We start from the raw sequence: 22,684 nt of genomic DNA on the forward strand, positions 1-22,684 counted from the left end.
GCCGCGGCCGCACGCCCGCCCCGCGGCTGCTGTGCCCCTGCGCTCAGTCCTCGGGCGCGTCGCCGTCCGGGAACACCCGCTTGTACTTGCGCCCGTCGGGCAGTTCCACTGTGCGCGCCTCCAGCTGGCCGCGGCTCACCCGCAGGTAGATCGCCTGCGGCGTGACGCCGAGCTTCGCGGCCGCCTCGGCGACGGAGAGCCCGGGCAGCTCGGTCGGACGGCTCGACGGCCGTTCGCGCTTGCGCTTCCGGCTCGCCTCGCGCCGCTCGGCGATCGCCGTGTCGTCGCCCGCCCAGCGCTGCTTCGCAGCGCCCTCGCTGAGCCCTGCGGCCTCGGCCACTTCGTTCCAGTCGGCCCCGGCCTCGCGGGCCTCGCGCACCGCGGCGAGCACGGCCGGCTCGGCGTCGAGCGCACGGAGGAGCCGTCGCACGGCGCGGACCCGATCCAGCGGCGCCGAGGCATCCGCCGCCCCGCCGCCCGCGTCCGGGGTCGAGCCCGCATCCAGCGCCGCGAGCGCATCGAGCGCCGCCCTGGTCTCCGCGTCGAGGAACCCCATCGTTCGGGCCTCGTCAGCCCTGCCCGGCCTCGGCGTTGATGAGACGCGTGCGCACCTCGCGGCGGATCACCTTGCCGATCAGCGAGCGCGGCAGCTCGTCGACCGCGACGACCCGCTTCGGCACCTTGTAGGGCGTGAGCTGATCGCGGGCGGTCTGGCGGATGCCCGCCTCGTCGAGCTGCTGCCCGGGCTTCAGCACGACGACCGCGACGACCTGCTCGCCCGAGTGCGCATCGGGCAGCCCGACGACCGCGGCGTCGGCGACGGACGGGTGCTGCCGCACCGCCTCCTCCACCTCGCTCGGTGCGACGTTGAAGCCGCCCGTGATGATGAGCTCCTTGATGCGGTCGACGATGCGCACGAAGCCCTCGTCGTCGATCGTGACGATGTCTCCCGTGCGGAACCACGGCGTCCCGCCCTCGGGGTCGTCGGCGAAGACCGCGGCGGTCTCGTCGGGCTTCTTCCAGTAGCCGGAGAACACCTGCGGCCCCCGGACGACGAGTTCGCCCTCGGCGCCCGCCTCGACGTCGCGCGTCGGCTCCTCGGGGTCGACGACGCGGCACTCGGTGCCCGGCAGCGGCAGTCCGACGGTGCCCGCCTTGCGGTTCGGGGCGACGGGGTTCGCCATCAGCACCGGCGAGCACTCCGAGAGCCCGTAGCCCTCGACGAGGTAGCCGCCGGTGGCGGCCTCCCACGGCTCCACGACGGCCGGCGAGAGCGGCATCGCGCCGGAGATGGCGATGCGGATGCCGGCGAGCGGCACCCCCTCGGCGGCGGCCGCGGCGGTGAGTCGCTCGTAGATCGGCGGCACGGCGGGCAGGAAGGTCGGCGGGCGGCGCTTCACGACCTTGAGCACGAGGTCCGGGTCGAACTTCGGGAACAGCACGAGCCGCGCGCCCATGCTCATCGCGAAGGTGAGGCAGAGCGTCAGCCCGTAGGCGTGGAACATCGGCAGGACGGCGTAGACGACGGCGCTGCCGCGCGGGATCTCGGGCACCCAGCTGCGCGCCTGCGCGGCGTTCGCGATGAGGTTCGCGTGGCTGAGGGTCGCGCCCTTCGGGCTGCCCGTGGTGCCGCTCGTGTACTGGATGAGGGCGACGTCGTCGACGCCCGGGGCGATGATGTGCGCGTCGATCGGCGCGGCGCCCGTGAGCTCGGGCCACGGCACGGTGCCCCGCACCTTCGTCGTGAGAGCGGCGCGCGACTCGCGGGCCTTCGCGATCGGCAGGCGCAGCGCGAGCCTGGTGCCGAACGGCATCGCCCGGGTCGGGTCGACCGAGACGATGTGCGCGAGCTTCACGTCGGCCGGGAAGGCCTGCAGCGTGTCGACGACCTTGTCCCAAGCGATGACGACGCGCGCGCCGTGATCCTCGAACTGGTGGCGGAGCTCCCGCGGCGTGTACAGCGGATTGTGCTCGACGACGATGCCGCCGAGACGGAGCACGGCGTAGAACGCGACGATGTGCTGCGGGCAGTTCGGCAGGACGATGGCGACGGGGTCGCCCTTCTGCACGCCGAGGAGCCGCAGCCCCTCGGCGGCGCGCTCGATCTCGGCGCCGAGCTCCGCGTACGTCGTCTCACGCCCGAAGAACTCGAGTGCGACGTGCTCGGGGTAGGTCTCCACCGAGTGGCGGATGAGGTCGTAGAGCGAGCCCTCGGGCGCCGGGAGCTCGTCGGGCACGCCGTCGGCGTAGCTCGCCACCCAGGGCCGGCCCGGAAGCGCAGGACGGCCGGACGGCGCCCGCTCGCCGGACTGCGCCTCCTGGCCGGGCTGCGCCTCCTGGCCGGGCTCGCCCATCAGGCGGCGCCGTCGAACATGCTCGTCACCGAGCCGTCCTCGAAGACCTCGTGGATGGCGCGGGCGAGGAGCGGCGCGATCGGCAGGATCGTCAGCCGGTCCCAGTGCTTCTCGGCCGGGATCGGCAGCGTGTCGGTGACGACGACGCGGTCGATGAAGTCGGACTGCAGGATCTCGACCGCGGGGTTCGAGAACACGGCGTGGGTCGCGGCGACGACGACGCCGATCGCGCCGTTCGCCTTCAGTGCCTCGGCAGCCTTCACGATGGTGCGGCCAGTGTCGATGAGGTCGTCGACGAGGAGGCAGACGCGGCCCTTCACGTCGCCGACGATCTCGTGCACGGAGACCTGGTTCGGCACGAGCGGGTCGCGGCGCTTGTGGATGATGGCGAGCGGTGCGCCGAGCTTGTCGCTCCAGATGTCGGCGACGCGCACCCGGCCCATGTCGGGCGAGACGACCGTGAGGGTCGAGGGGTCGAGGGAGTTCTTGAACTCCTCGAGGAGCACCGGCATGGCGAAGAGGTGGTCGACGGGCCCGTCGAAGAAGCCCTGGATCTGCGCGGCGTGCAGGTCGACCGACATGATGCGGTCGGCGCCGGCGGTCTTGAACAGGTCGGCGACGAGCCGGGCCGAGATCGGCTCGCGGCCGCGGCCCTTCTTGTCCTGCCGGGCGTAGGGGTAGAACGGCGCGACCACCGTGATGCGCTTCGCGGAGGCCCGCTTCAGCGCGTCGACCATGATGAGCTGCTCCATGAGCCACTCGTTGATGGGCGAGGTGTGCGACTGGATGACGAAGGCGTCCGAGCCGCGCACGCTCTCGTCGTAGCGGGCGTAGATCTCGCCGTTCGCGAAGGTGCGGGCGTCGGTCGGCACGAGGTCCGCGCCGAGCTCACGGGCGATCTGCTCGGCGAGCTCCGGATGCGCGCGCCCCGACACCAGCACGAGGCGCTTGGATCCGGTGGTCTCGATACCCGACATGTGTTCGTCCTCTCAGCCGGTCCGGCCTCGTGTCAGTCGGCGTCGGTCGCGGCGCCGGTGCCGGCGGCCTCGGCCGCCCGGGCGGCCGCGGTCCCTGCACGATGCGTCGTGACCCACCCCTCGATGTTGCGTTGCGGAGCGACGTTCACGGCGAGCGCTCCGGCCGGGACGTCTTTTCGGACGACCGTTCCGGCGCCCGTGTAGACGCCGTCTCCAATCGTAACGGGCGCGACGAACACCCCGTGCGAGCCGGTGCGCACGTGGGACCCGATCTCGGTGCGGTGCTTGTTCACCCCGTCGTAGTTCGCGGTGATGGAACCGGCGCCGACGTTCGACTGCTCGCCCACCCGGGTGTCGCCGATGTAGCTCAGGTGCGGCACCTTGCTGCCGCGGCCGATCTCGGCGTTCTTCGTCTCCACGAAGGTGCCGATCTTGCCGTCCTCGCCGAGGACCGTGCCGGGGCGGAGGTACGCGAAGGGCCCCACCTCGGCGCCGGCTCCGATGACGGCGAGCGTGCCGTCGGTGCGCTTCACGTGCGCACCGGCACCGATCTCGCAGTCGACGAGCGTGGTGTCGGGGCCGACGATCGCGCCCGTCGCGATGGTGGTCGCGCCCTTCAGCTGGGTGCCGGGACGGATGGTGGTGTCGGGCTCGATCGTGACCGCGAGGTCGATCCAGGTCGTCGCCGGATCGTCGATCGTGACGCCGTTCAGCTGCCAGCCGCGCACGATCAGGGCGTTCAGCCGGGCGGCCGTCTCCGACAGCTGGGCGCGGTCGTTGATGCCGGCGACGAGCCAGGGCTCCGCGACCGGGACCGCCTCGACCTCGCTGCCCGCCTCGCGGAGCAGCTGGATGACGTCGGTGAGGTACTTCTCGCCCTGCGCGTTCTCGGTGGTGAGGTTCGCGAGCTGGTCGCGGAGCGCGGCGGCGCCGAAGGCGTAGATGCCTGCGTTGATCTCGGGGATGGCCCGCTCGATCTCGCTCGCGTCCTTCTGCTCGACGATGCGGTCGAAGGCGCCCGCCGCGCTGCGCACGATGCGGCCGTAGCCGTGCGGGTCGTCGTAGATCGCCGAGAGCACGGAGGCGGCCGATCCGGTCTCGCGGTGCTGGGCGAGGAACGCGGCGAGCGTGTCCGCGTCGAGGAGCGGCACGTCGCCGTTCAGCACGAGCACCTCGCCGGTGAAGTCGGCGGGCAGCGCGGCGACGGCCTGCTCGACGGCGCGGCCGGTGCCGGGGATCTCGTCCTGGTCGACGATGGTGGTGCCGGGCAGCTCCGCCTCGATCGTCTCGGCGACGCGGTCGCGCTCGTGCCGCACCACGGCGAGCACGTGCGCGGCGTCGAGGGCGCGCGCGGTGTTCAGCACGTGACCGACGACGGGCGAGCCGGCGAGCGGGTGCAGCAGCTTCGGGGTCGCCGACTTCATGCGGGTGCCCTGTCCTGCCGCGAGGACGATGATCGCGAGGTTCTGATCGCTCATGCTCCGCCACCAGGATTCGAACCTGGGCCTCACAGCTCCAAAGGCTGTCGTGCTGCCGTTACACCATGGCGGACCGCGCCGCGGCGGGCCGCTGCGCGCCATCAAGTCTGCCACGGCGCGCGCCGCGGCATGACGGCCGCTCGCGCGGGGGCACCGCGATCCGTCGCGACGCGGGATGACGGCCGGCGGCGGCGCGGCGGGACCGGACGCGCGGCTCGGGCGATAATGGCCGGATGACGCACGCGGACGAGGTGGATCGGATCGTCGCCGACTGGGAGCGGGAGCGCCCGGATCTCGACTTCTCGCCCCTGCAGGTGCTCTCCCGCGTCGCCCGGCTGTCGAAGCACCTCGACCGCGAGCGCAAGCAGGCCTTCGCCCGCTCGGAGCTCGAGTCCTGGGAGTTCGACGTGCTCTCCGCCCTCCGCCGCGCGGGCGCGCCGTACCGGCTCTCGCCGAAGGCGCTGCTCCAGCAGACGCTCGTCTCGAGCGGCGCCATGACGAACCGGATCGACCGGCTCGTCGCGCGCGGGCTCGTCGGCCGGCAGACCGACCCGCACGACGGCCGCGGCATCCTCGTGGAGATGAGCCCGGCCGGGCTCACCCGGGTGGATGCCGCGATCACCCGGCTCGTCGACGCGGAGGCGGAGCTGCTCGGCAGCCTGCCGCCGGCCGAGCAGAAGCGGCTCGCGGGGCTCCTCCGCAAGCTCATCGTGAGCTTCGAGGAGCCCGCCTAGGCTCTCCGATCGGCCTCGTCCGCCGGCTCGGCCTCGGCCGTCGGCTCGGCCTCGGCTGTCGGCTCAGCCGGCGTGCGCTGCCGCGGCGCGGATGACCTCGGCGAGGTCGCGGGGGCGGCTCCACATGGGCCAGTGCCCCGTGGGGAGGTCGACGAAGTCGACGTTCCCGAGCTGCGCGAGCTCGGCGAACATGGGATGCCCCGCCGCGACCAGCTCCCGCACCTGCTCGGCCGAGATCGAGCAGCACACCAGGGTCGTCGGGACGCCGTGGCGGGCCTCGTTCGCGAGCTCGACGGGGTGGCGGAGCACCGGGGCGGGCTCCGGGACGGCCCTCGCCCGGAACCGCTCGAGGTCGTCGGCGCTCAGCCCGTCCAGGCTCGCCTGCTCGCCGAGCGCGTCGAACGACGGCAGCGGCAGCTCCTCGAGCTCGTCCGGAAGCCCCGGGGCGAACACGGCGCCGTCGGCCACCGGACCGGAATCGACCCAGATCACCCGCGCGACGAGCTCGGGCGACCGGTCGAGGACGAGGCTGACGGGGGCGTTGGCCCCGCTGTGCGCGACGACGACCACCGGCTGATCGCCGTGCCGGGCGATGAGCTCGCGGATCGCCGCCGCCTGGTCGTCGAGCGTTCTCGCCGTGCGACCGGGGTCGGCTCCGTCGAGACCGGGCAGCGTCATCGCGACGGCGCGGACGCGGTCGTCGGGTTCGCGGCGGTCGGCGTCGGCGCGGTCGTCGGTTTCGGCGCGGTCGGCGTCGAGGTGCTCGAGCACGTCGTCCCACGCCCACGCCCCCAGCCAGTGGCCGGCGATGAGGACGATGGTGGGGGTGTTCGCGGGAGCGGTCATGGGACCACCCTCGCAGCCCGGTCGGACAGCAGTGTGTCACTATTTCTGACATGAATTCAGTGCGGAATGCCGGCGCGAGCGCTCGAGGGGCCGGACCGTGAAACGAGCCGAACGTCTGCACGCCCTGTCCGAGATGCTCCGCCGGAGCGGCGCGCGCGGCGTCACGGCCGAGCGTTTGGCGCGGGAGTTCGAGGTCTCGGTGCGCACGGTCAAGCGCGACCTCGACGCGCTCGAGAACAGCGGCGCGCCGATCTGGTCCCGGCCGGGCCCGGGCGGCGGGTACGGGCTCGCCGCGGGCGCCTCCCTGCCGCCCGTGACCCTCTCCCCCGCGCAGGCCGTCTCGCTCCTGGCCGCGGTGTCCGCCGCAGCCGACGCCCCCTACGCCGACCTCGCCGCTGCCGGCATCCGGAAGATCATGGACGTCCTCGACCCCAGGACCCGCGCGCACGCCGAGGAGCTCGCCCACCGCATCTGGGTCGATGCGCCGCCCGCATCCTCGCGGGCCGTCCGGTCGGCGCTCGAAGCGGCGATGGCCGAGCAGCGGGTGGTCCGCATCCGGTACACCTCGCGGGACGGCGCCACGACCACCCGCGATGTCGAGCCCGTGCTGTTCGCCTCCACGAACGGGCGCTGGTACCTCGTGGGCTGGTGCCGGCTGCGTGACGCGATGCGGTGGTTCATCGTCTCGCGCATCGAGCGAGCCGACCTCACCACGCTGGCCTGCAGCGGCCACACCGTCGAGGAGGTCGGCGAGCCGCCGGAGACCGCCCGCCCCGTGCACGGCGCCCGGATCGCCTGACCGCCACATCGCCTGACCGCCACACCGCCCGACCTCCACACCGCCTGACCCCCACCGAGTTGCCCGACTTCCATGAACGTCGGGCAACTCGGTGAATCCGGTGTAGTTTTGAGAATGATTATCGTTAACGATAGCGTGACGGCCATGATCACACGCACCAGTCCCCCGTCACCGCGCCGCCGGGGCATCCTCCTGTCGGCCGCCGCTCCCGCCCTGCTCCTCACCCTCGCCGCCTGCGCCTCCCCCGGCGGCGCAGCACCCGCCGCCCAGCCCGACGCCGACGCCGAGCCCGCCGCCCGCGAACTCGCCGCGCCGCGCCTCGTCGCGAGCTACGAGGGCGGCCTGCTCGTGCTCGAGGGCGACACGCTCGAGGTCGCGGCCGAGCTCGAACTGCCCGGCTTCCTCCGAGTGAACCCGGCCGGCGACGGCCGACACGTGCTCGTCTCCACCGACGCGGGCTTCCGCGTGCTCGACACGGGCCTCGAGGCGGAGCAGCACGGCGACCACGCCCACTACTACGGCGCGGAGCCGCAGCTCACCGAGCTCGTGTTCGAGGCCGACCATCCGGGGCACGTCACCACGAACGAGGGCGTCACCGCGCTCTTCGCCGACGGCAGCGGGGAGGTCCAGCTCTTCGAAGCATCCGAGCTCGCCGATGCGGCCGCCGACGCGGCGGGCCTCGACGCGCTCGAGCTCCGCGGCCACGAGAGCGCGGCCGCGCACCACGGGGTCGCGGTCGCGCTGCCCGGCGGCGAGCTCCTCTCGACGCTCGGCACCGCGGAGGCGCGCACCGGTGTCGCCGTGTACGACGCCTCGGGGGCCGAGCTCGCCCGCGACGAGCGCTGCCCCGGCGTGCACGGCGAGACCGTCGCTGCGGGCGGCACGATCGTCGTCGGCTGCCAGGACGGCGCGCTCGCCTACCGCGACGGCGTCTTCACCAAGGTCGCCTCACCAGACGCCTACGGCCGCATCGGCACCCAGGCCGGATCGCCCGAGTCGGCCGTCGTGCTCGGCGACTACAAGACGGATGCCGAGGCCGAGCTCGAGCGGCCGACGCGGGTGAGCCTCATCGACACCGAGACCGGCACCATGCGGCTCGTCGAGCTGGGCACGAGCTACACCTTCCGCTCGCTCGCCCGCGGCCCGCACGGCGAGGCGCTCGTGCTCGGCACCGACGGCGCGATCCACGTGATCGATCCGGCCGCGGGGACCGTCACGGCGACGATCCCCGTGCTCGGCGAGTGGACCGAGCCGCTCGACTGGCAGCAGGCCCGGCCCGCACTGCGGGTCGACGGCCACCGCGCGTACGTGACCGATCCGGCGGCGTCGACGGTCCACCTCGTCGACCTCGACGCCGGCGAGCTCCTCGACAGTGTGGAGCTGCCCGCCGCCCCGATCGAGCTCTCGACGGTCGCCGCCGGGCACTGATCGCACGAGTTGCCCGACTTCCATGAAAGTCGGGCAACTCGTGGTTCAGCGAGGTCGCGCGCCGCCCGCGCCGAGGTGGCGCGGGCGGCACTGCGTGCAACTACCGCCGCAGCACCTTCCGCGCCAGCCAGTTGCCGAGGTACTGCACGATCTGCACGAACACGATGATGAGCAGCACCGCCGCCCAGGTCACGATCGGCTCGAACTGGCGGTAGCCGTAGAGCTGCGCGAAGTAGCCGAGGCCGCCGCCGCCGAGGAAGCCCGCCATCGCCGACATGTCGATGACCGCGACGATGATGAAGGTGTAGCCGAGGATCAGCGGCCCGAGGGCCTCGCCGATCACGACGGTCGTGAGGATGCGCCACGGGCCGGCGCCCATCGAGCGGGCCGCCTCGATGACGCCCGGCTTCACGGTGAGCAGGTTCTGCTCGACGATGCGGCCGATCGCGAAGGAGGCCGCGAGCGAGAGGGCGAACACCGCCGCGTTCGTGCCGATGCCGATGCCGATCACCGCGCGGGTGAGCGGCTGCACCGCGGCGATGAAGATGATGAACGGGATCGGCCGGAAGAAGTTGATCAGCACGTTCAGCACGTTGTTCACGACGGCGTTCGGCAGCAGGCCGCCCTTCCGGGTGACGTAGAGGCCGATGCCGAGCACGAGGCCCGCGAGCCCGCCGAAGAGCATGGTGAAGAACACCATGTAGAGGGTCTCGCCGGCGGCGGTCCAGAACTCGGGTCCGAGGTCGATGAGCTTGTCCATCAGCGCGTCCCTCCGCTCTCGGCGCCGTCCCCGACTGGCGGCTCGGTCACCTCGACGAGCTCGCCGATCCGGCCGAGCGCGGCGTCGATCACGCCCTCGTCGCCGCGGATGGCGAGGGTGAGATGGCCGAAGGCGCGGCCCCGGATGTCGTTGATGCCGCCGTAGACGAGCTCGAACTCGAGCCCCGCCTGCGCGAGCTCGACGAAGACGCCGGCCTGCGAGGCATCCCCGTCGCGGAACGAGACGGTGACGATCCGGCCCGGGTGGCGCTCCCGGAGCACTGCGAGCTCCGCGGGCGACGGCACGCCCTGCACGACGGTCGCGACGAACTTGCGGGAGGAGGCGTGCTGCGGGTCGGAGAACACGTCGAAGACGTCGCCCTGCTCGATGACGCGCCCGCCGTCCATCACGGCGACCTTCGTCGCGATCGACTGGATGACGTCCATCTCGTGGGTGATGACGACCATGGTGACGCCGTACTCCTCGTTCACGCGCTTCAGGAGCGCGAGCACCTCCTGCGTCGTCTCGGGATCGAGCGCGCTCGTCGCCTCGTCGGCGAGGAGGATCCGCGGGCGGGTCGCGAGCGCCCGGGCGATGCCGACGCGCTGCTTCTGACCGCCCGAGAGCTGCTCGGGGTAGGCGCGGGCCTTGTCGGCGAGGCCGACGAAGTCGAGCAGCTCGGCGACCCGGGCCGCGGTCTCGGCCTTGCCCCAGCCGGCGACCTTCAGCGGGTAGGCGACGTTCTGCGCGACAGTCTTCGCCTCGAAGAGGTTGAACTGCTGGAAGATCATGCCGATGCCGAGGCGGACGCTGCGGAGCTCGCGCTCGGGAAGCCCGGTGATCGTGCGGCCGTCGATCGTGACCGTGCCCTCGGTGGCGGGCTCGAGTGCGTTGATCAGGCGCACGAGCGTGGACTTGCCGGCGCCGGAGTACCCGATGATGCCGGTCACCTCACCGGCCTCGATCTCCAGACTGACGTCGTCGACGGCGACGATGCGCGGCGCGCCCCGTTCGGGCGACGGGTACGACTTGCTCACGTTCGCGAGGCTCACGATGGCCATGCGGGTTCCTCCTCGGGTACGGCGCGGAACGCGCCGACGGCTCCCGGGCGACGCGGGGTGCGCGCCGCCCGGGAGCCGGATGGTGATGCGTCGATCAGCCCTGCTGGGCGGCAGTGTCGGCCTCGACGTCGGCGAGGGACTTCTCGAGGTCGGCGACCGGGACCTGCAGCGAGACGCCGGTGCCGCCGGATGCCTCGTCGAGGCCGGCCTGGACCTTCTCGTTCGTCTGGAAGATCTCGACGAGCTTCGCGTAGGTCGCGTTGTCCTTGTCCTCGGCGCGCGCGGCGAAGATGTTCACGTAGGGCAGCGCGTTGGGGTCGCTCGGGTCGTCCTGGGCGATCGCGTCGGCGAAGGTGAGCCCGGCGTCCTCGACGAAGTCGTTGTTGATGATCGCGGCGGCGACGTCGGGCAGCGAGGTCGCGGTGATGGCCGCCTCGAGCGGGGTGACCTTGACCTTCGACTTCGCCTCGTCGATGTCGGCGATCGTCGAGAAGATCGAGCCGCCGTCGTTCAGCTCGATGAGGCCGGACGACTGCAGCACGAGGAGCGCGCGGGCGAGGTTCGAGGGGTCGTCGGGCACGGCGACGGTCTCGCCCGCCGGGATCGACTTCACGTCGTCGTACTTGGTGGAGTACAGGCCGAGCGGGTAGATCTGCGTCGAGCCGATCGGGGTGAGGTCGGCGTCCGCGTTCACGTTGTAGTCGGCGAGGTAGACGATGTGCTGGAACTGGTTGAGGTCCAGCTCGCCCTCGGTGAGCGCGGGGTTCGGCTGGTTGTAGTCGCCGAAGTCGACGAGCTCGACCGTGATGCCCTCCTCCGCGGCGGCCTCGACGAACGGCGCCCACTGCGGGTCGGACTTGCCGACGACGCCGATCTTCACGGTCTCGCCGGCGTCGTCGGAGCCGGTCGATCCCGTCGAGGCGCAGGCGGCGAGCGAGGCGACGAGGGGCACCGCGGCGAGCGCGGCGATGACGGAGGTGATGCGGGAGCGTCGTGACATGGTGGTCCTCTCTTGGTGGGCGCGCGTTCGAGGGCCGCTTGGCTGTGGGCCGGCATGGCTCCGCCACGGAGGATGTCGGTGGGGGCTTCGATGCCGCGAACGCGGGTGCTCTCCTACGGTAGGCGAAGGTTCTGCACGCTGTTGACCACCTGGTCACATGGCGTCACAGCTTCTGCGAACGACGTTATATATGACGACGGATGCTTCGGGATCGCGCCGCAGCCCCAGCGCGTCCAGCGCAGCTCAGCGCGTCCAGCGCCGCAGCTCAGCGCGTCCAGCGCTGGAGGCAGCCCACCATCACCCGGAACGGCAGCACCTGCGCCTGCGTCTGGTCGACGGTGCCGGCGAGCGTCACGCCGAGCTCGGGACAGCTGAACAGCCAGGTGCCGGTGGACCCGGAGTGGCCGACGAGGGTCACCGGCCCGATGCGCGGCAGGTTCAGGCGGTGCACGCCGAAGATCATCGTGCCGAGGCCGTAGCGGAGACTCGGGGCGTTCCGCAGCCGATTGCGCCGCTCGGTGAGCAGCCGCGCCGTGCCGGGGTCGGCGAACAGCTCGCCGGCGACGAGCGCCCGCTCGAAGGCGATGAGCTCGGCCGTCGTGCTGAATAGGTCGTGGCTCGAGGCGAACACGCCGTCGAGCCGCACCTCGCGCCGCTTCACGTGCAGCGGCATCGGCTCGGGCGCGGCGGGGTCGCCGGGGGCGCCGGCCGGATGCCACGTGCGCACGAGCCCGAGCGGCGCCGCGATGCGCTCGGCGACGAGCTCGGCGAAGCTCCGGCCAGTGACGACCTCGAGGATGCGGATGAGCAGCAGGAAGCCGGTGTCGGAATAGGAGGCGCGCTGCCGCGGTGCGGCGAGGTCCTGCGGCGGGAAGTGCGGGTGCTGCTCGTCGCGCGCGATCGCGATCGCGTCGTCGAACGTCCAGCCGAGATCGTGCCCGGCGCGGAGCTGCCGGTAGAGGCTCGGCCCGCCGCTGCGCCGCTCGTAGAAGTCCGGCAGGCCGGAGGTGTGGCTCGCGAGGTGGCGCACCGTGATCTCCGGAGTGCGGTCGCGGCCCTTCCACACGTGCAGACGCGCGGTGGTCTCGGCGGGGAGGTACGCGGTGATGGCGGCGTCGAGGTCGAGCTCCCCGCGCTCGTGCGCCTGGAGCACGAGCGCGACGATGAAGCGCTTGGTGATGGAGGCGATGAAGAACGGAGCGTCCGCGCTCGCTCCCGGGCCGGCGGGCGTCCCCGGGCCGGCCGCGCCCGACCAGGATCGCCCGTCGGCGTCGGCGATGGCGAGGCTCACGTGGTGCAGGCCGGGGCGGCGCGCGAGGCGCTCGGCCAGGGTGGTGAGCTCGCGGTCGAGCTCGCTCGGGCCGGATGCCGCGGGCACGGCGGGCGCGTGGGTCATGGGGCCGACTCCTCAATATATCTCATAGAGATGTCTACTAGACATGTCTCCGGCAGTCAACAGCTAGGCTCGGCACGTGGCACACGTGATCCTGGGGCTGCTGCTGCTCGCCCCGCAGAGCCTCTACGACCTCATCAAGAACTTCGAGGCGGGCGTCGCGCTCGTCTACAGCGCGAGCTCGGGAAGCATCAAGCGCGCCCTCGACGGCCTGCTCGCGAACGGGTCGATCGAGGTCGAGAGCGTCGAGCCGGGCGGACGGGGACGCAAGGTCTACCGGGCCACCGACGCGGGGCGAGCGGAGTTCCACCGCTGGATGTCGGGCCCCATCGAGGGCGCGGATCTCGAGACGGCGGCCCTCTCCCGCCTCTTCTTCCTCGGCCTCCTCGCCCCAGCCGAGCGGGCCGCGGTGCTCGAACGCATCCGGGAGCGCGCCGCGGCGAACGTCGCCGAGCTCGAGGCCGTCGAACGGCACCTCTCCGCCCTCGAGGTGCCGGAGGAGTTCCGCGAGGTGCTCGCCTACCAGCGGGCGACGCTCGACTACGGGCTCTCCTCGGGGCGCCACGCGCTCGCCTGGTTCACCGAGCGCGCCGAGCACGAGGCATCCGCCTGAGCCTCGCCGAACGCGCCAAGCGCGAGGCATCCGCCTGAGCCTCCACGAGCGCGGCTCGGTCCGTCGCCGGCGCCGCCGCGCGCTCAGCCCAGCTGCTCGGTGAGCGCGAACCAGCGCTCCTCGAGCTCGGCGACCTCCTGCTCGGCGGCGGTCACCTTCGCCATCTCGGCGTTCAACCGCTCGTAGTCGCTCTGATCGAGCTCGGCGAAGCCGTCGCGGGCGGCCGCGATCTGCTGCTGCAGCCGCTCCATCCGGCGCTCGACCGAGGCGAGCTCCTTCTCGGCGGTTCGCCGTTCCGCCCCCGACAGCGCCGGGGCGCTCCCGGCCGCCGCCGCGCCGCCCGAGGCATCCGCTCCGGCCGCCGCGACCCGGGCGGCGCCGCTCGCCGCGCCGTTCTCCGCGGCCGCGCGCTGGAGCTGCGCGCGCAGCTCCAGGTACTGGTCGACCCCGCCCGGCAGGTGCCGCAGCCTCGCGTCGACGATCGCGTACTGCTGGTCGGTGACGCGTTCGAGCAGGTACCGGTCGTGGCTCACGACGAGCAGGGTGCCGGGCCAGGAGTCGAGCAGGTCCTCGATCGCCGCGAGCATGTCGGTGTCGAGATCGTTCGTGGGCTCGTCGAGGATGAGCACGTTCGGCTCGGTCAGCAGGATGAGGAGCAGCTGCAGGCGCCGCTTCTGCCCGCCCGAGAGATCGCGCACGGGGGTCGCGAGCTGCTGGTTCGTGAAGCCGAGCCGCTCGAGCAGCTGCCCGGGTGAGAGCTCGACCGCCTTGGAGCCGCTGCCGATCGTGTAGCTCGAGCGCTGCGCGGCGACGACCGCGCTGACGCGCTCGTCGGCCCAGTCGGCGAGTTCGGCGAGCTCCTGGCTGAGGGTCGCGATGCGCACGGTCGTGCCGCGCTTCACCCGGCCGTGGGTGGGGCTGACCGCCCCGGTGACGAGGCCGAGCAGGGTCGACTTGCCCGCCCCGTTCACCCCGAGGATGCCGGTGCGCTCCCCCGGCGCGATCCGCCACTCCACATCGCGGAGGACGGTGCGGGTGCCGCCGCCGGGCGCCGGGTAGTCCACGCCGGCGTCGAGCAGGTCGACGACGTCCTTGCCGAGCCGGGCCACGGCGAGCCGGCTGAGCTCCACCCGGTCGCGCACGGGCGGCACGTCCTCGATGAGCTGGTTCGCGGCGTCGATGCGGAACTTCGGCTTCGAGGTGCGCGCGGGCGCGCCGCGGCGGAGCCAGGCGAGCTCCTTGCGCATCAGGTTCTGGCGCTTCGCCTCGGTGGCGGCCGCCATCCGGTCCCGTTCAACGCGCTGCAGCACGTACGCCGCGTAGCCGCCCTCGAAGGGCTCGACGATGCCGTCGTGCACCTCCCAGGTGCCGGTGCAGACCTCGTCGAGGAACCAGCGGTCGTGCGTCACGACGACGAGCGCGCCCTCGCTGCGGCTCCAGCGCGCCTTCACGTGCTGCGCGAGCCAGGCGATGCCCTCGACGTCGAGGTGGTTCGTCGGTTCGTCGAGGAAGAGCACGTCCCAGTCGCCGACGAGGAGGGCCGCGAGTCCGACCCGGCGGCGCTGACCGCCGGAGAGCGAGCCGACCCGGCCGTCCCATGGCACGTCGCCGAGGAGCCCGGCGATGACGTCGCGCACCTTCGGGTCGCCGGCCCAGACATGCTCGTCGATGCCGCCGACGACCGCCTCGGCGACCGTCGAGTCGGGGTCGACGGTGTCGGTCTGGTCGAGCATGCCGATGCGGATGCCGCGGCGCACGGTGACCCGCCCGGCATCCGGTTCGAGGCGACCCGCGAGGAGCTTCAGCAGGGTCGACTTGCCGTCGCCGTTGCGGCCGACGATGCCGATCCGGTCGCCCTCGTCCAGGCCGAGGGTGACCTCGTCGAAGACCGTGCGCGTCGGGAACTCGAGATGCAGGCGCTCGGCGCCGAGGAGGTGTGCCATTGCTTCAAGCGTAGGTGCAAGCAGCACACTGGGGGTCTCGCGTGGAGCAATGGAGGCTTCGCCATGTGAGTTGGCTGAATTCGTCATCCTCTCTCCGTTTAGATAGCATCACCCACGTGCCTGACACCAATGCTGATGCTCGGCTGCTCACCTCCTTGTCGCTCCCGTCTCGCTATGAAGCTCTCGTGCGGACGATCGGCCCTGAGGTCCTGCGATTGCTCGTGCCGCCAGCAACCGGAACGATGAGTGTTCTCGAAGAAGCTGCTGAAGCGATTCGGTCGCTTCATGAGGGCCTCTTCCTGCCCATATATGCCGACTCAGGTACGGGCAAGACCACCCTGGCCGAGAACCTCTCGCTCTTCGCACCAAAGCTCTTCGCTCCGACGCTGTCCTACGCAGGCGACGTGAGTGCGACTAGCATCTCGCATGCGTTGACACTTCATCGACGCGACCAGCTCCCGGCAAACGACAGTCGAGTAATACCGATCAACGTCGACCACCGTGAGGGCGCGCCCCCGACAGACGTTGAGCTTGCCCAGATCAAGCGTTTCCTTCGGCAGGACGAGGGACACAACGTGCTGCTCATTTGGCCGGATACTTCTCGAGATGTTGCAGCAACGATGTCCGCAGCATATCGACAGGTCGCAGGCGTACTCCCGCTATCTATTCCCGTGTCCGTATCTGGGCCACCGGAGGACACGTGGAGCGACCTGGCAGCGCAAACGCTGACTCTCGCGAATGGAGTGGATTCTCTCGAGAATCTTGTGGATCTTGGCGCCTATGACCCGACGGCGTTCGGATCCTTGGGAGATTTCCTAAAACAGATCGCGGTCGATTTCAACACGCGCAAGCTCGAGTTGGCCAAAGCGACAGTTCGAGACGTGAGGCTCACCGTCGTTTGGGTGTCTGAGTCGCAGGGGCATGGAGTGCTCTCGACCCTCTCGTCTAGCAAGAGATTCGGGATGCTCGACCCTAGTGCGCTTGTGCAGGCTTGCTCCGAGAGCGTGATCGGTCAGTGGTGGGATAGCCACCGCGGCCTGTTGGTCCAGACGATCGTTGCGCTGGATGCCCACGTAGTTGCCGTTTCTCCGCCCCTTGCGCTCGCCGTCATGTCGAGATTCGGCACGTCTGAGTATCAACAAGCACTGACGGACCTCAAGTTCGCAAAGAGGACCAGAACGGATGTTGCGACGTATCTCGGCCGGAGTGATCTCGGGCGCCGACTGGCGGGCGAAGTCCGCGCCGTGGGCGAGGGCCGCGGCAATCCAGCTGAAGAAGCGCGGCTCACGTTCGAGACCATCGCGGACTCGATCGGCTTTCAGGGAGCACGCGATAAGCAGCTGAACCGAGCGTTCGCGAGCGCGATTGAGGAGAGCTTGAAAATGGACAAGCCCGTCGCGACCGCAACCGAATCGGCGTTGTCGTTCCTACCTTCGCTGATCCCCGATGTCGCGATCGATGACCATGCAGTGGCCCACTGCCTCGAGTTCACGTATCGAAAAGGTGACTTCTTAACCTCAAAGAATCGATCTGCGATCGCCCAGTACTGCCTAACAAAACTCAAGAACTACGCACGCGCGATGGGCTGGCTTGGAGGTGGCGAGTAGGCGGAGGAGGCCTGCCCGCGCGGCGTACCTGCAAAGGTGTCGAAAGCCAACCACGGGCCCACGAGTTGCGGCAACACGGTTAGCTGGAGCAGGCGGACGGGTCCTAGTGCGGCTCAGCGCACGATGCGGGCGCCGTGCACCGGACCGTGCACGTGGGTCGCCAGATGCCCCGCGGAGGAGAGCGTCACGGCGAGCGAGATCGCGTCGTCGGCGCCCTCGGCGAGGAACGCGAGAGTGGGGCCCGAGCCCGAGACGAGCCCGGCGAGCGCGCCCGCGGAGTGCCCGAGGCGGAGCACCTCGTCGAGCTCGGGAGCGAGCTCGATCGCCGCCGCGGCGAGGTCGTTGTGCAGCGCGCCCGCGAGGAGCGCGGGGTCGCCGGCGCGGAGCGCTTGGAGCACGGCCGGGTCGACCGCGGGCGCCCCGGCGGGGGCGAGCGACTCGGGCGGCACCCGCCCCTCGCCGCGCAACCGGTCGAGCTCGCCGTAGACGGCGGGCGTCGACAGCCCGAACTCGGCGAACACGAGCACCCAGTGGAACGACCCCGTCGCGAGCACCGGGCTCAGCCGGTCGCCGCGCCCGGTGCCGATCGCGGTGCCGCCGGCGAGGGCGAACGGCACGTCGGCGCCGAGCTGGGCGGCGAGCCCGTGCAGTTCGTCCTTCGAGAGGCCGGTCCCCCACAGCGCGTCGCAGGCGACGAGGGCGGCCGCGGCATCCGCCGAGCCCCCGCCCATGCCGCCCGCGATCGGGACGTGCTTGTCGATCGCGAGGTGCACGCCCTCGGTGACGCCCGTCGCCTCGGCGAGGAGGCGGGCGGCGCGGAGCGCGAGGTTCGTGTCGTCGACGGGCAGGCCCGTGACGTCGACGCTGCCGGAGAACGACACCTCGAAGCCCGCGGCGGGCGTCGCGACGACGTCCTCGTAGAGCGAGACGGCCTGGTAGGTCGTCGCGACGTCGTGGTAGCCGTCGTCGCCGGGCTCGGCGACGCGCATGAAGAGGTTGATCTTGCCGGGCGCCCGCACGTGCACCGACGGCTGGGCTGCGGCGATCGTCATGCGACCACGCTAGCCGAGCTCTGCTCCGCCCGCTGCGCCACCCGCCGCGGCCTTCGCGCGCGCGATCGCGAGGAACGCCGGCATGCCGAGCTGCTCGCCGCGGGCCTGCGGGTCGACGCCGGCCCGTTCGAGGACGGCGGATGCCTCGGCCGCGCTGCCGCCGAGGACGCCCGAGAGCGCCTGGCGCAGCATCTTGCGCCGCTGCTGGAAGGCGGCGTCGACGAGCTCGAAGGTCGCCAGCCGCTCCGCCTCGCTGCCGGGCAGCTCGTCGCGCTCGAAGCCGACCAGCACCGAGTCGACGTTCGGCACCGGCCAGAAGACCTGCCGCGAGACCTGGCCCGCGATGCGCCAACTGCCGTACCAGGCGGCCTTGACGCTCGGGGCGCCGTAGACCTTCGAGCCGGGCCCGGCGGCCAGCCGATGACCGACCTCCGCCTGCACCATGACGATGCCGGCCGTGAGCGAGGGGAAGTGCTCGAGGAGGTGCAGCAGCACCGGCACCGAGACGTTGTACGGCAGGTTCGCGACGAGCCGCACCGGTTCGCCCGGCAGCTCGGTCACGCGGAGCGCGTCCTGGTGCACGACCTCGAGCGAGGCGTCCGGCTGCAGCAGCGCGGCCGTCTTCGGCAGTTGCTCGGCGAGTCGTCCGTCGATCTCGACGGCGACGACCTTCGCACCGGTCTCGGTGAGGCCGAGCGTCAGCGAGCCGAGACCGGGGCCGATCTCGAGCACCGTCTCACCGGCCTCGACGCCCGCGAGCTGCACGATGCGCCGGACGGTGTTCGCGTCGTGCACGAAGTTCTGGCCGAGCTTCTTCGTCGGGGTGACCCCGAGCAGCTCCGCGAGATCACGGATCTCGGCGGGGCCGAGCAGCGGCTGGCGCGGCGCCGTCATGCGAGTCCCTCCTGCCACGAGCCGTACACGCGCACCGTGTTCTCGGCGAGCTGCGCGCAGAGCTCGTCGAGCGGGGCGTCGAGCAGCTCGGCCAGGAAGCGCACCGTGAGCGGCACGAGGTAGGGCGCGTTCGGGCGTCCGCGGAGCGGCGCGGGCGTGAGATAGGGGGCATCCGTCTCGACGAGGAGCAGTTCGCGCGGGAGCAGCCGCACCGCCTCGCGCAGGTTCTCGGCGTTCTTGAACGTGACGTTCCCGGCGAAGGAGCAGTACCAGCCGGCGTCGGCCGCCGTGCGGGCGAGCTCCTCGCCGCCCGAGAAGCAGTGGAAGACGGTGCGCTCGGGCGCACCGACGCGCCGCAGCGTCGCGACGACGTCGTCGTGAGCGTCGCGGTCGTGGATCTGCAGGGCGATGCCGTGCCGCTTCGCGATGTCCAGGTGCGCCTCGAAGGCGCGGTGCTGGGCGCCGCGCCCCTCCTCGCCGGTGCGGAAGTAGTCGAGCCCCGTCTCGCCGATCGCCCGCACGCGCGGCTCGGCCGCGAGCTCGTCGATCACCTCGAGCGCGGCGTCGAGCTCCCCGCGGGCCTCGAGCTCAGGCGCCTCGTTCGGGTGCAGCGCGACGGCGGCGAGGAGGCGCGGCTCGCGCGCGGCGATCTCCGCCGACCAGCGGCTCGTCGCGACGTCCGTGCCGACCTGCACCGCGCCGGCGATGCCGACGGCCGCGGCCCGCTCGAGGTGCTCCGCTGGCGACAGCGGCAGCGCGCCGTCGGCGATCTCGAGGTGCGTGTGGTTGTCGTAGACCGGCACCGGCAGCGGCTCGGGGGCCGGCGGGTACTCGGCCGCCCGGCCGCCGTCCGATCGCCGACGCAGGTGCTCGCTCACGACCGCGCCTACTCCGCGACCTCGACGCGCGGGAAGAGCGCCTCGAGGGGCTGCACCCGCTCGCCGAGCTCCGCCTCGTCGGCACGGTCGATGCGCTGCGCCGAGACCTCGCCGGGGGCGCCGAGCGCGGTCCAGAGCTTGGCGCTCGCCTTCGGGACGACCGGCGAGAGCAGCACGGCGAGGGTGCCGAGGCCGCGGTACGCGGTTGCGAGCACGGCCTCGAGGCGATCGCGCTGCTCCGGGTCCTTCGCGAGCGCCCACGGCTCCTCGCTCGTGAGATAGCCGTTCAGCGCGTCGACGAGCTGCCAGACCTCGGCGATCGCCTCGTGGATCGCCAGCCGGCCGATGGCCTCCCACGAGCGCTCGGTGGCGCGGCGCGCGATCGTCCCGATCTCGGCGTCGGCCGGGCTCAGCACGCCCGCGGTCGGCACGACGCCGTCGCAGTAGCGGGTGATCATCGCGACCACGCGCGAGGCGAGGTTGCCGAAGCCGTTCGCGAGCTCGGCCTGGTACCGGGCGGCCAGGTCCTCCCAGGAGAACGAGCCGTCCTGGCCGAAGGAGATCGCCGACATGAAGTAGAAGCGGAACGCGTCGGAGCCGAAGACCTCGGTGATCTGCTCGGGGGCGATGCCCGTGAGCTTCGACTTCGACATCTTCTCGCCGCCGACGAGCAGCCAGCCGTGGCCGAAGACGCCGCGGGGCACGTCGAGTCCGGCGGCCATGAGCATGGCCGGCCAGATGACGGCGTGGAAGCGCAGGATGTCTTTTCCGACGATGTGCTGGGCCGGCCAGCGGCGGGCGAACTCGGCGTCGTCCTCGCCGTAGCCGACGGCGGTGATGTAGTTCAGCAGCGCGTCGAACCAGACGTACACGACGTGCGTCTCGTCCCAGGGGACCTTCACGCCCCAGTCGAACGTCGAGCGCGAGATCGAGAGGTCGGCGAGGCCCTGGCGCACGAAGCTCACGACCTCGTTGCGCGCCGACTCGGGCTGCACGAAGTCGGGGTGCTCCTCGTAGAGCGCGAGCAGCCGGTCGGCGAAGGCCGACATGCGGAAGAAGTAGTTCTTCTCGTGCAGCAGCTCCACCGGCTTGGAGTGGATGGCGCAGACGAGCTGGCCCTCGTACTCGCCGGTGCCGTCGACGAGCTCGGACTGCTGCTTGTACTCCTCGCAGCCGACGCAGTAGTAGCCCTCGTACTCGCCCGTGTAGATGTGGCCCTCGTCGTACAGCTTCTGCAGGAAGCGCTGCACGTTGCGCTCGTGCCGCTCGTCGGTCGTGCGGATGAAGTCGTCGTTCGCGATGTCGATCGTCTCGAGCAGCGGCTTCCACGCCTCGGCGACGAGCTTGTCGGCCCACTGCTTCGGGGTCACGCCGTTGGCGGTCGCGGTGCGCAGGATCTTCTGGCCGTGCTCGTCGGTGCCCGTGAGCGACCAGGTGTCGTCGCCGGCCTGGCGGTGCCAGCGGGCAGCCACGTCGGCCGCCACCTCCGTGTACGCGTGCCCGATGTGGGGCACGTCGTTGACGTAGAAGATGGGCGTGGTGATGTAGAACGAGGAGCCGTCGGCCATGCGCTCAATCCTACGGGCGCGGCGGATGCCCCGAGCGCGGGTTACGGGTGCGGGCGCCCGCCCTCGGCATCCGTCTGCTCGTGCGCCTCGGCATCCGCCTGCCCGCGCGCCCCGGCATCCGCCTGTTCGCGCGCCTCGCGGTGTCGGCGGCGCACGCTGCCGTCGCCGATCGCCGCGGGCACCGCCTCGACGGCCTCGAGCCGCTCGTGCGGCGTCGGGACGCCGAGCGTGACGTCCTGCTCCTTGATCGCGGGCTCCTTGACGCGCTGCCCGGGGTAGTCGACGACGCGGAGGCCGAGCACGATCTTGCCCGCGGCATCCCTCCGGTCCAGCGCCCGGTAGGCCTCGGCGACCTCGTCGATGGCGAACACGTCCGCGATGGGCAGCCGCACCTGCTTGGCGGCGATCGCCGCGGACACCCGCCCGAGCGCCACGAGGTCGCCCGGTTCGACGCGGGCGACGCCGCGCTCGTCGATCGCCTCCTCGTCGAGCACGGTGAGCACCCGGCCGGTGGGGACGCCGAGCTCGACCGCGGCGCCCGCCTCGCCGCCGAGGAAATCGAGGAACGCGGTGATCGGCGCCGAGGTCGTCACGCGCACCCGGGCCGCGAGCCCCGGCCCGTAGCCGAGCGGCTGGATGCCGAACTGGCGCAGGAAATCGAAGCGGGCGTCGGCGCTCGTGCCGATGACGGTCGCCCCGTGGAGGCGCGCGAACTGCGCGGCGAGGCAGCCGACGCCGCCCGCGGCCGCCGTGACGACCACCGTGTCGGCCGGCCCGAGCGCGAGCCCCTCGACCGCGTTCCACGCCATGGTCCCGGCGGTCGCGAGCGAGCCGGCGACCTCCCAGGAGATCCCCGGCGGTTTCGGCATCAGCTGGCTCTCGGGGACGACGACGTGGCTCGCCTGGGTGCCCTCGCCCCAGCCCATCACCTCGTCGCCCCGGGAGAAGCGTTCGACGCCCGGGCCCGTCGCGATGACCACGCCGGCGAGATCGCGCCCCTGCCGGGCCGGGAGCTCGACGGTGCTGCCGGCTCGCGCCTCCCCGCGCCGGAGCGCGCTCTCGGCGGGATTCAGGCCGGTGGCGTACACCTCGACGAGGACCTCCGCCGGCCGCGGGAGCGGCGCTTCGATCTCCACGACCTCGAGCACCTCGGGGCCGCCGTAGGAGCTGAATCGCACTGCGTTCGACATGTCGCACCTCCACGCCCGGCGCGGATCGGACCTCTTGCCGCGGCGCGGCCGGGCTCACCTCAATTGTCGCGCGTTCCGGGCGATTCGGCGGGGCCTTGCGGGAATCGCT

At 71.8% G+C, this 22,684-nt stretch carries 20 protein-coding genes and 1 tRNA gene; 5 read left to right on the forward strand and 16 right to left on the reverse strand.

The window, feature by feature from the left end; translation table 11 throughout:
* Positions 1-43: 43 nt before the first annotated feature.
* The 5 genes from ROT00_RS09900 to ROT00_RS09920 all read right to left on the reverse strand — a co-directional run bounded on the left by ROT00_RS09900 (position 44) and on the right by ROT00_RS09920 (position 4,882).
* A complete protein-coding gene (locus ROT00_RS09900; protein WP_404774446.1) occupies positions 44-556 on the reverse strand; it encodes a hypothetical protein in 513 nt (170 codons plus the stop codon).
* Positions 557-569: 13 nt separating this feature from the next.
* Positions 570-2,354 carry a long-chain-fatty-acid--CoA ligase gene (locus ROT00_RS09905; protein WP_404774448.1) on the reverse strand — a complete coding sequence of 595 codons (1,785 nt, stop codon included), beginning with the start codon at positions 2,352-2,354 and terminating at the stop codon, positions 570-572.
* A complete protein-coding gene (locus tag ROT00_RS09910; protein ID WP_404774450.1) occupies positions 2,354-3,331 on the reverse strand; it encodes a ribose-phosphate diphosphokinase in 978 nt (325 codons plus the stop codon). The genes ROT00_RS09905 and ROT00_RS09910 overlap by 1 nt, the downstream gene beginning before the upstream one ends.
* Before the next feature lie 32 nt (positions 3,332-3,363).
* Positions 3,364-4,809, reverse strand: a complete 1,446-nt coding sequence (glmU, locus tag ROT00_RS09915; protein ID WP_404774452.1) for a bifunctional UDP-N-acetylglucosamine diphosphorylase/glucosamine-1-phosphate N-acetyltransferase GlmU — start codon at positions 4,807-4,809, stop codon at positions 3,364-3,366.
* Between the two features lies 1 nt (position 4,810).
* A tRNA-Gln gene (locus tag ROT00_RS09920) sits at positions 4,811-4,882 on the reverse strand.
* Positions 4,883-5,042: 160 nt separating this feature from the next.
* On the opposite strand from ROT00_RS09920, the gene ROT00_RS09925 reads away from it, so the two are divergent.
* A complete protein-coding gene (locus ROT00_RS09925) occupies positions 5,043-5,543 on the forward strand; it encodes a MarR family winged helix-turn-helix transcriptional regulator (RefSeq protein ID WP_404774454.1) in 501 nt (166 codons plus the stop codon).
* 63 nt (positions 5,544-5,606) lie between these two features.
* Here the strand turns inward: ROT00_RS09925 and ROT00_RS09930 are convergent, their stop codons facing one another.
* Positions 5,607-6,389 (reverse strand): alpha/beta fold hydrolase, encoded by a 783-nt coding sequence (locus ROT00_RS09930; RefSeq protein ID WP_404774456.1) that lies wholly within the window; start codon positions 6,387-6,389, stop codon positions 5,607-5,609.
* 97 nt (positions 6,390-6,486) lie between these two features.
* Here ROT00_RS09930 and ROT00_RS09935 point away from each other — a divergent pair, with 97 nt between their 5' ends.
* A complete protein-coding gene (locus ROT00_RS09935) occupies positions 6,487-7,188 on the forward strand; it encodes a helix-turn-helix transcriptional regulator (protein WP_404774458.1) in 702 nt (233 codons plus the stop codon).
* Positions 7,189-7,332: 144 nt separating this feature from the next.
* On the forward strand, positions 7,333-8,616 hold the full coding sequence (aztD, locus tag ROT00_RS09940) for a zinc metallochaperone AztD (RefSeq protein ID WP_404774460.1): 1,284 nt from the start codon (positions 7,333-7,335) through the stop codon (positions 8,614-8,616).
* Positions 8,617-8,716: 100 nt separating this feature from the next.
* Here aztD and ROT00_RS09945 read toward each other — a convergent pair whose 3' ends face one another.
* The 4 genes from ROT00_RS09945 to ROT00_RS09960 all read right to left on the reverse strand — a co-directional run bounded on the left by ROT00_RS09945 (position 8,717) and on the right by ROT00_RS09960 (position 12,833).
* The gene (locus ROT00_RS09945; protein WP_404774462.1) at positions 8,717-9,376 is read right to left on the reverse strand and encodes a methionine ABC transporter permease; all 660 of its coding nucleotides are present in this window, start codon (positions 9,374-9,376) and stop codon (positions 8,717-8,719) included.
* A complete protein-coding gene (locus ROT00_RS09950; RefSeq protein WP_404774464.1) occupies positions 9,376-10,437 on the reverse strand; it encodes a methionine ABC transporter ATP-binding protein in 1,062 nt (353 codons plus the stop codon). The genes ROT00_RS09945 and ROT00_RS09950 overlap by 1 nt, the downstream gene beginning before the upstream one ends.
* 94 nt (positions 10,438-10,531) lie before the next feature.
* Positions 10,532-11,437, reverse strand: a complete 906-nt coding sequence (locus ROT00_RS09955) for a MetQ/NlpA family ABC transporter substrate-binding protein (protein WP_404774466.1) — start codon at positions 11,435-11,437, stop codon at positions 10,532-10,534.
* Positions 11,438-11,702: 265 nt separating this feature from the next.
* Positions 11,703-12,833, reverse strand: a complete 1,131-nt coding sequence (locus ROT00_RS09960) for a serine hydrolase domain-containing protein (RefSeq protein WP_404774468.1) — start codon at positions 12,831-12,833, stop codon at positions 11,703-11,705.
* Positions 12,834-12,909: 76 nt separating this feature from the next.
* Here ROT00_RS09960 and ROT00_RS09965 point away from each other — a divergent pair, with 76 nt between their 5' ends.
* Positions 12,910-13,443, forward strand: a complete 534-nt coding sequence (locus ROT00_RS09965) for a PadR family transcriptional regulator (protein WP_404774470.1) — start codon at positions 12,910-12,912, stop codon at positions 13,441-13,443.
* A gap of 83 nt (positions 13,444-13,526) precedes the next feature.
* On the opposite strand, the gene ROT00_RS09970 is transcribed toward ROT00_RS09965, so the two are convergent.
* Positions 13,527-15,386 (reverse strand): ABC-F family ATP-binding cassette domain-containing protein, encoded by a 1,860-nt coding sequence (locus ROT00_RS09970; RefSeq protein ID WP_404774471.1) that lies wholly within the window; start codon positions 15,384-15,386, stop codon positions 13,527-13,529.
* A 116-nt stretch (positions 15,387-15,502) separates the two neighbouring features.
* On the opposite strand from ROT00_RS09970, the gene ROT00_RS09975 reads away from it, so the two are divergent.
* Positions 15,503-16,993 (forward strand): hypothetical protein, encoded by a 1,491-nt coding sequence (locus tag ROT00_RS09975; protein ID WP_404774473.1) that lies wholly within the window; start codon positions 15,503-15,505, stop codon positions 16,991-16,993.
* A 113-nt stretch (positions 16,994-17,106) separates the two neighbouring features.
* Here the strand turns inward: ROT00_RS09975 and ROT00_RS09980 are convergent, their stop codons facing one another.
* Genes ROT00_RS09980 through ROT00_RS10000 form a run of 5 tightly spaced genes read right to left on the reverse strand, consistent with a single transcriptional unit; the run spans position 17,107 to position 22,575 of the window.
* Positions 17,107-18,045 carry a 4-(cytidine 5'-diphospho)-2-C-methyl-D-erythritol kinase gene (locus ROT00_RS09980; protein WP_404774475.1) on the reverse strand — a complete coding sequence of 313 codons (939 nt, stop codon included), beginning with the start codon at positions 18,043-18,045 and terminating at the stop codon, positions 17,107-17,109.
* 9 nt (positions 18,046-18,054) lie between these two features.
* Complete coding sequence (gene rsmA, locus ROT00_RS09985) at positions 18,055-18,939, reverse strand: 16S rRNA (adenine(1518)-N(6)/adenine(1519)-N(6))-dimethyltransferase RsmA (protein WP_404774476.1); 885 nt, start codon at positions 18,937-18,939, stop codon at positions 18,055-18,057.
* A complete protein-coding gene (locus ROT00_RS09990; RefSeq protein ID WP_404774478.1) occupies positions 18,936-19,817 on the reverse strand; it encodes a TatD family hydrolase in 882 nt (293 codons plus the stop codon). Before ROT00_RS09990 ends, rsmA begins: the two co-directional genes overlap by 4 nt.
* A gap of 8 nt (positions 19,818-19,825) precedes the next feature.
* Entirely contained in the window at positions 19,826-21,385 is a 1,560-nt protein-coding gene (gene metG / locus ROT00_RS09995; protein WP_404774480.1) for a methionine--tRNA ligase, read from the reverse strand.
* Positions 21,386-21,426: 41 nt separating this feature from the next.
* Positions 21,427-22,575 (reverse strand): NADP-dependent oxidoreductase, encoded by a 1,149-nt coding sequence (locus tag ROT00_RS10000; protein WP_404774481.1) that lies wholly within the window; start codon positions 22,573-22,575, stop codon positions 21,427-21,429.
* Positions 22,576-22,684: the final 109 nt, after the last annotated feature.

Origin of the sequence: Agromyces mediolanus, from assembly GCF_044917495.1 — a bacterium.
GTDB lineage: Bacteria > Actinomycetota > Actinomycetes > Actinomycetales > Microbacteriaceae > Agromyces > Agromyces mediolanus_B.

Excerpts from the sequence above, each read along its gene's own strand:
- ROT00_RS09955 (WP_404774466.1), bottom strand. The coding sequence starts at position 11,437 with ATGTCACGACGCTCCCGCATCACCTCCGTCATCGCCGCGCTCGCCGCG.
- ROT00_RS09950 (WP_404774464.1), bottom strand. The coding sequence starts at position 10,437 with ATGGCCATCGTGAGCCTCGCGAACGTGAGCAAGTCGTACCCGTCGCCC.
- ROT00_RS09960 (WP_404774468.1), bottom strand. The coding sequence starts at position 12,833 with ATGACCCACGCGCCCGCCGTGCCCGCGGCATCCGGCCCGAGCGAGCTC.
- ROT00_RS09905 (WP_404774448.1), bottom strand. The coding sequence starts at position 2,354 with ATGGGCGAGCCCGGCCAGGAGGCGCAGCCCGGCCAGGAGGCGCAGTCC.
- aztD (WP_404774460.1), top strand. The coding sequence starts at position 7,333 with ATGATCACACGCACCAGTCCCCCGTCACCGCGCCGCCGGGGCATCCTC.
- ROT00_RS09945 (WP_404774462.1), bottom strand. The coding sequence starts at position 9,376 with ATGGACAAGCTCATCGACCTCGGACCCGAGTTCTGGACCGCCGCCGGC.
- ROT00_RS09980 (WP_404774475.1), bottom strand. The coding sequence starts at position 18,045 with ATGACGATCGCCGCAGCCCAGCCGTCGGTGCACGTGCGGGCGCCCGGC.
- metG (WP_404774480.1), bottom strand. The coding sequence starts at position 21,385 with ATGGCCGACGGCTCCTCGTTCTACATCACCACGCCCATCTTCTACGTC.
- ROT00_RS09970 (WP_404774471.1), bottom strand. The coding sequence starts at position 15,386 with ATGGCACACCTCCTCGGCGCCGAGCGCCTGCATCTCGAGTTCCCGACG.
- ROT00_RS09925 (WP_404774454.1), top strand. The coding sequence starts at position 5,043 with ATGACGCACGCGGACGAGGTGGATCGGATCGTCGCCGACTGGGAGCGG.
- ROT00_RS09930 (WP_404774456.1), bottom strand. The coding sequence starts at position 6,389 with ATGACCGCTCCCGCGAACACCCCCACCATCGTCCTCATCGCCGGCCAC.
- rsmA (WP_404774476.1), bottom strand. The coding sequence starts at position 18,939 with ATGACGGCGCCGCGCCAGCCGCTGCTCGGCCCCGCCGAGATCCGTGAT.
- ROT00_RS09900 (WP_404774446.1), bottom strand. The coding sequence starts at position 556 with ATGGGGTTCCTCGACGCGGAGACCAGGGCGGCGCTCGATGCGCTCGCG.
- glmU (WP_404774452.1), bottom strand. The coding sequence starts at position 4,809 with ATGAGCGATCAGAACCTCGCGATCATCGTCCTCGCGGCAGGACAGGGC.
- ROT00_RS09910 (WP_404774450.1), bottom strand. The coding sequence starts at position 3,331 with ATGTCGGGTATCGAGACCACCGGATCCAAGCGCCTCGTGCTGGTGTCG.
- ROT00_RS10000 (WP_404774481.1), bottom strand. The coding sequence starts at position 22,575 with ATGTCGAACGCAGTGCGATTCAGCTCCTACGGCGGCCCCGAGGTGCTC.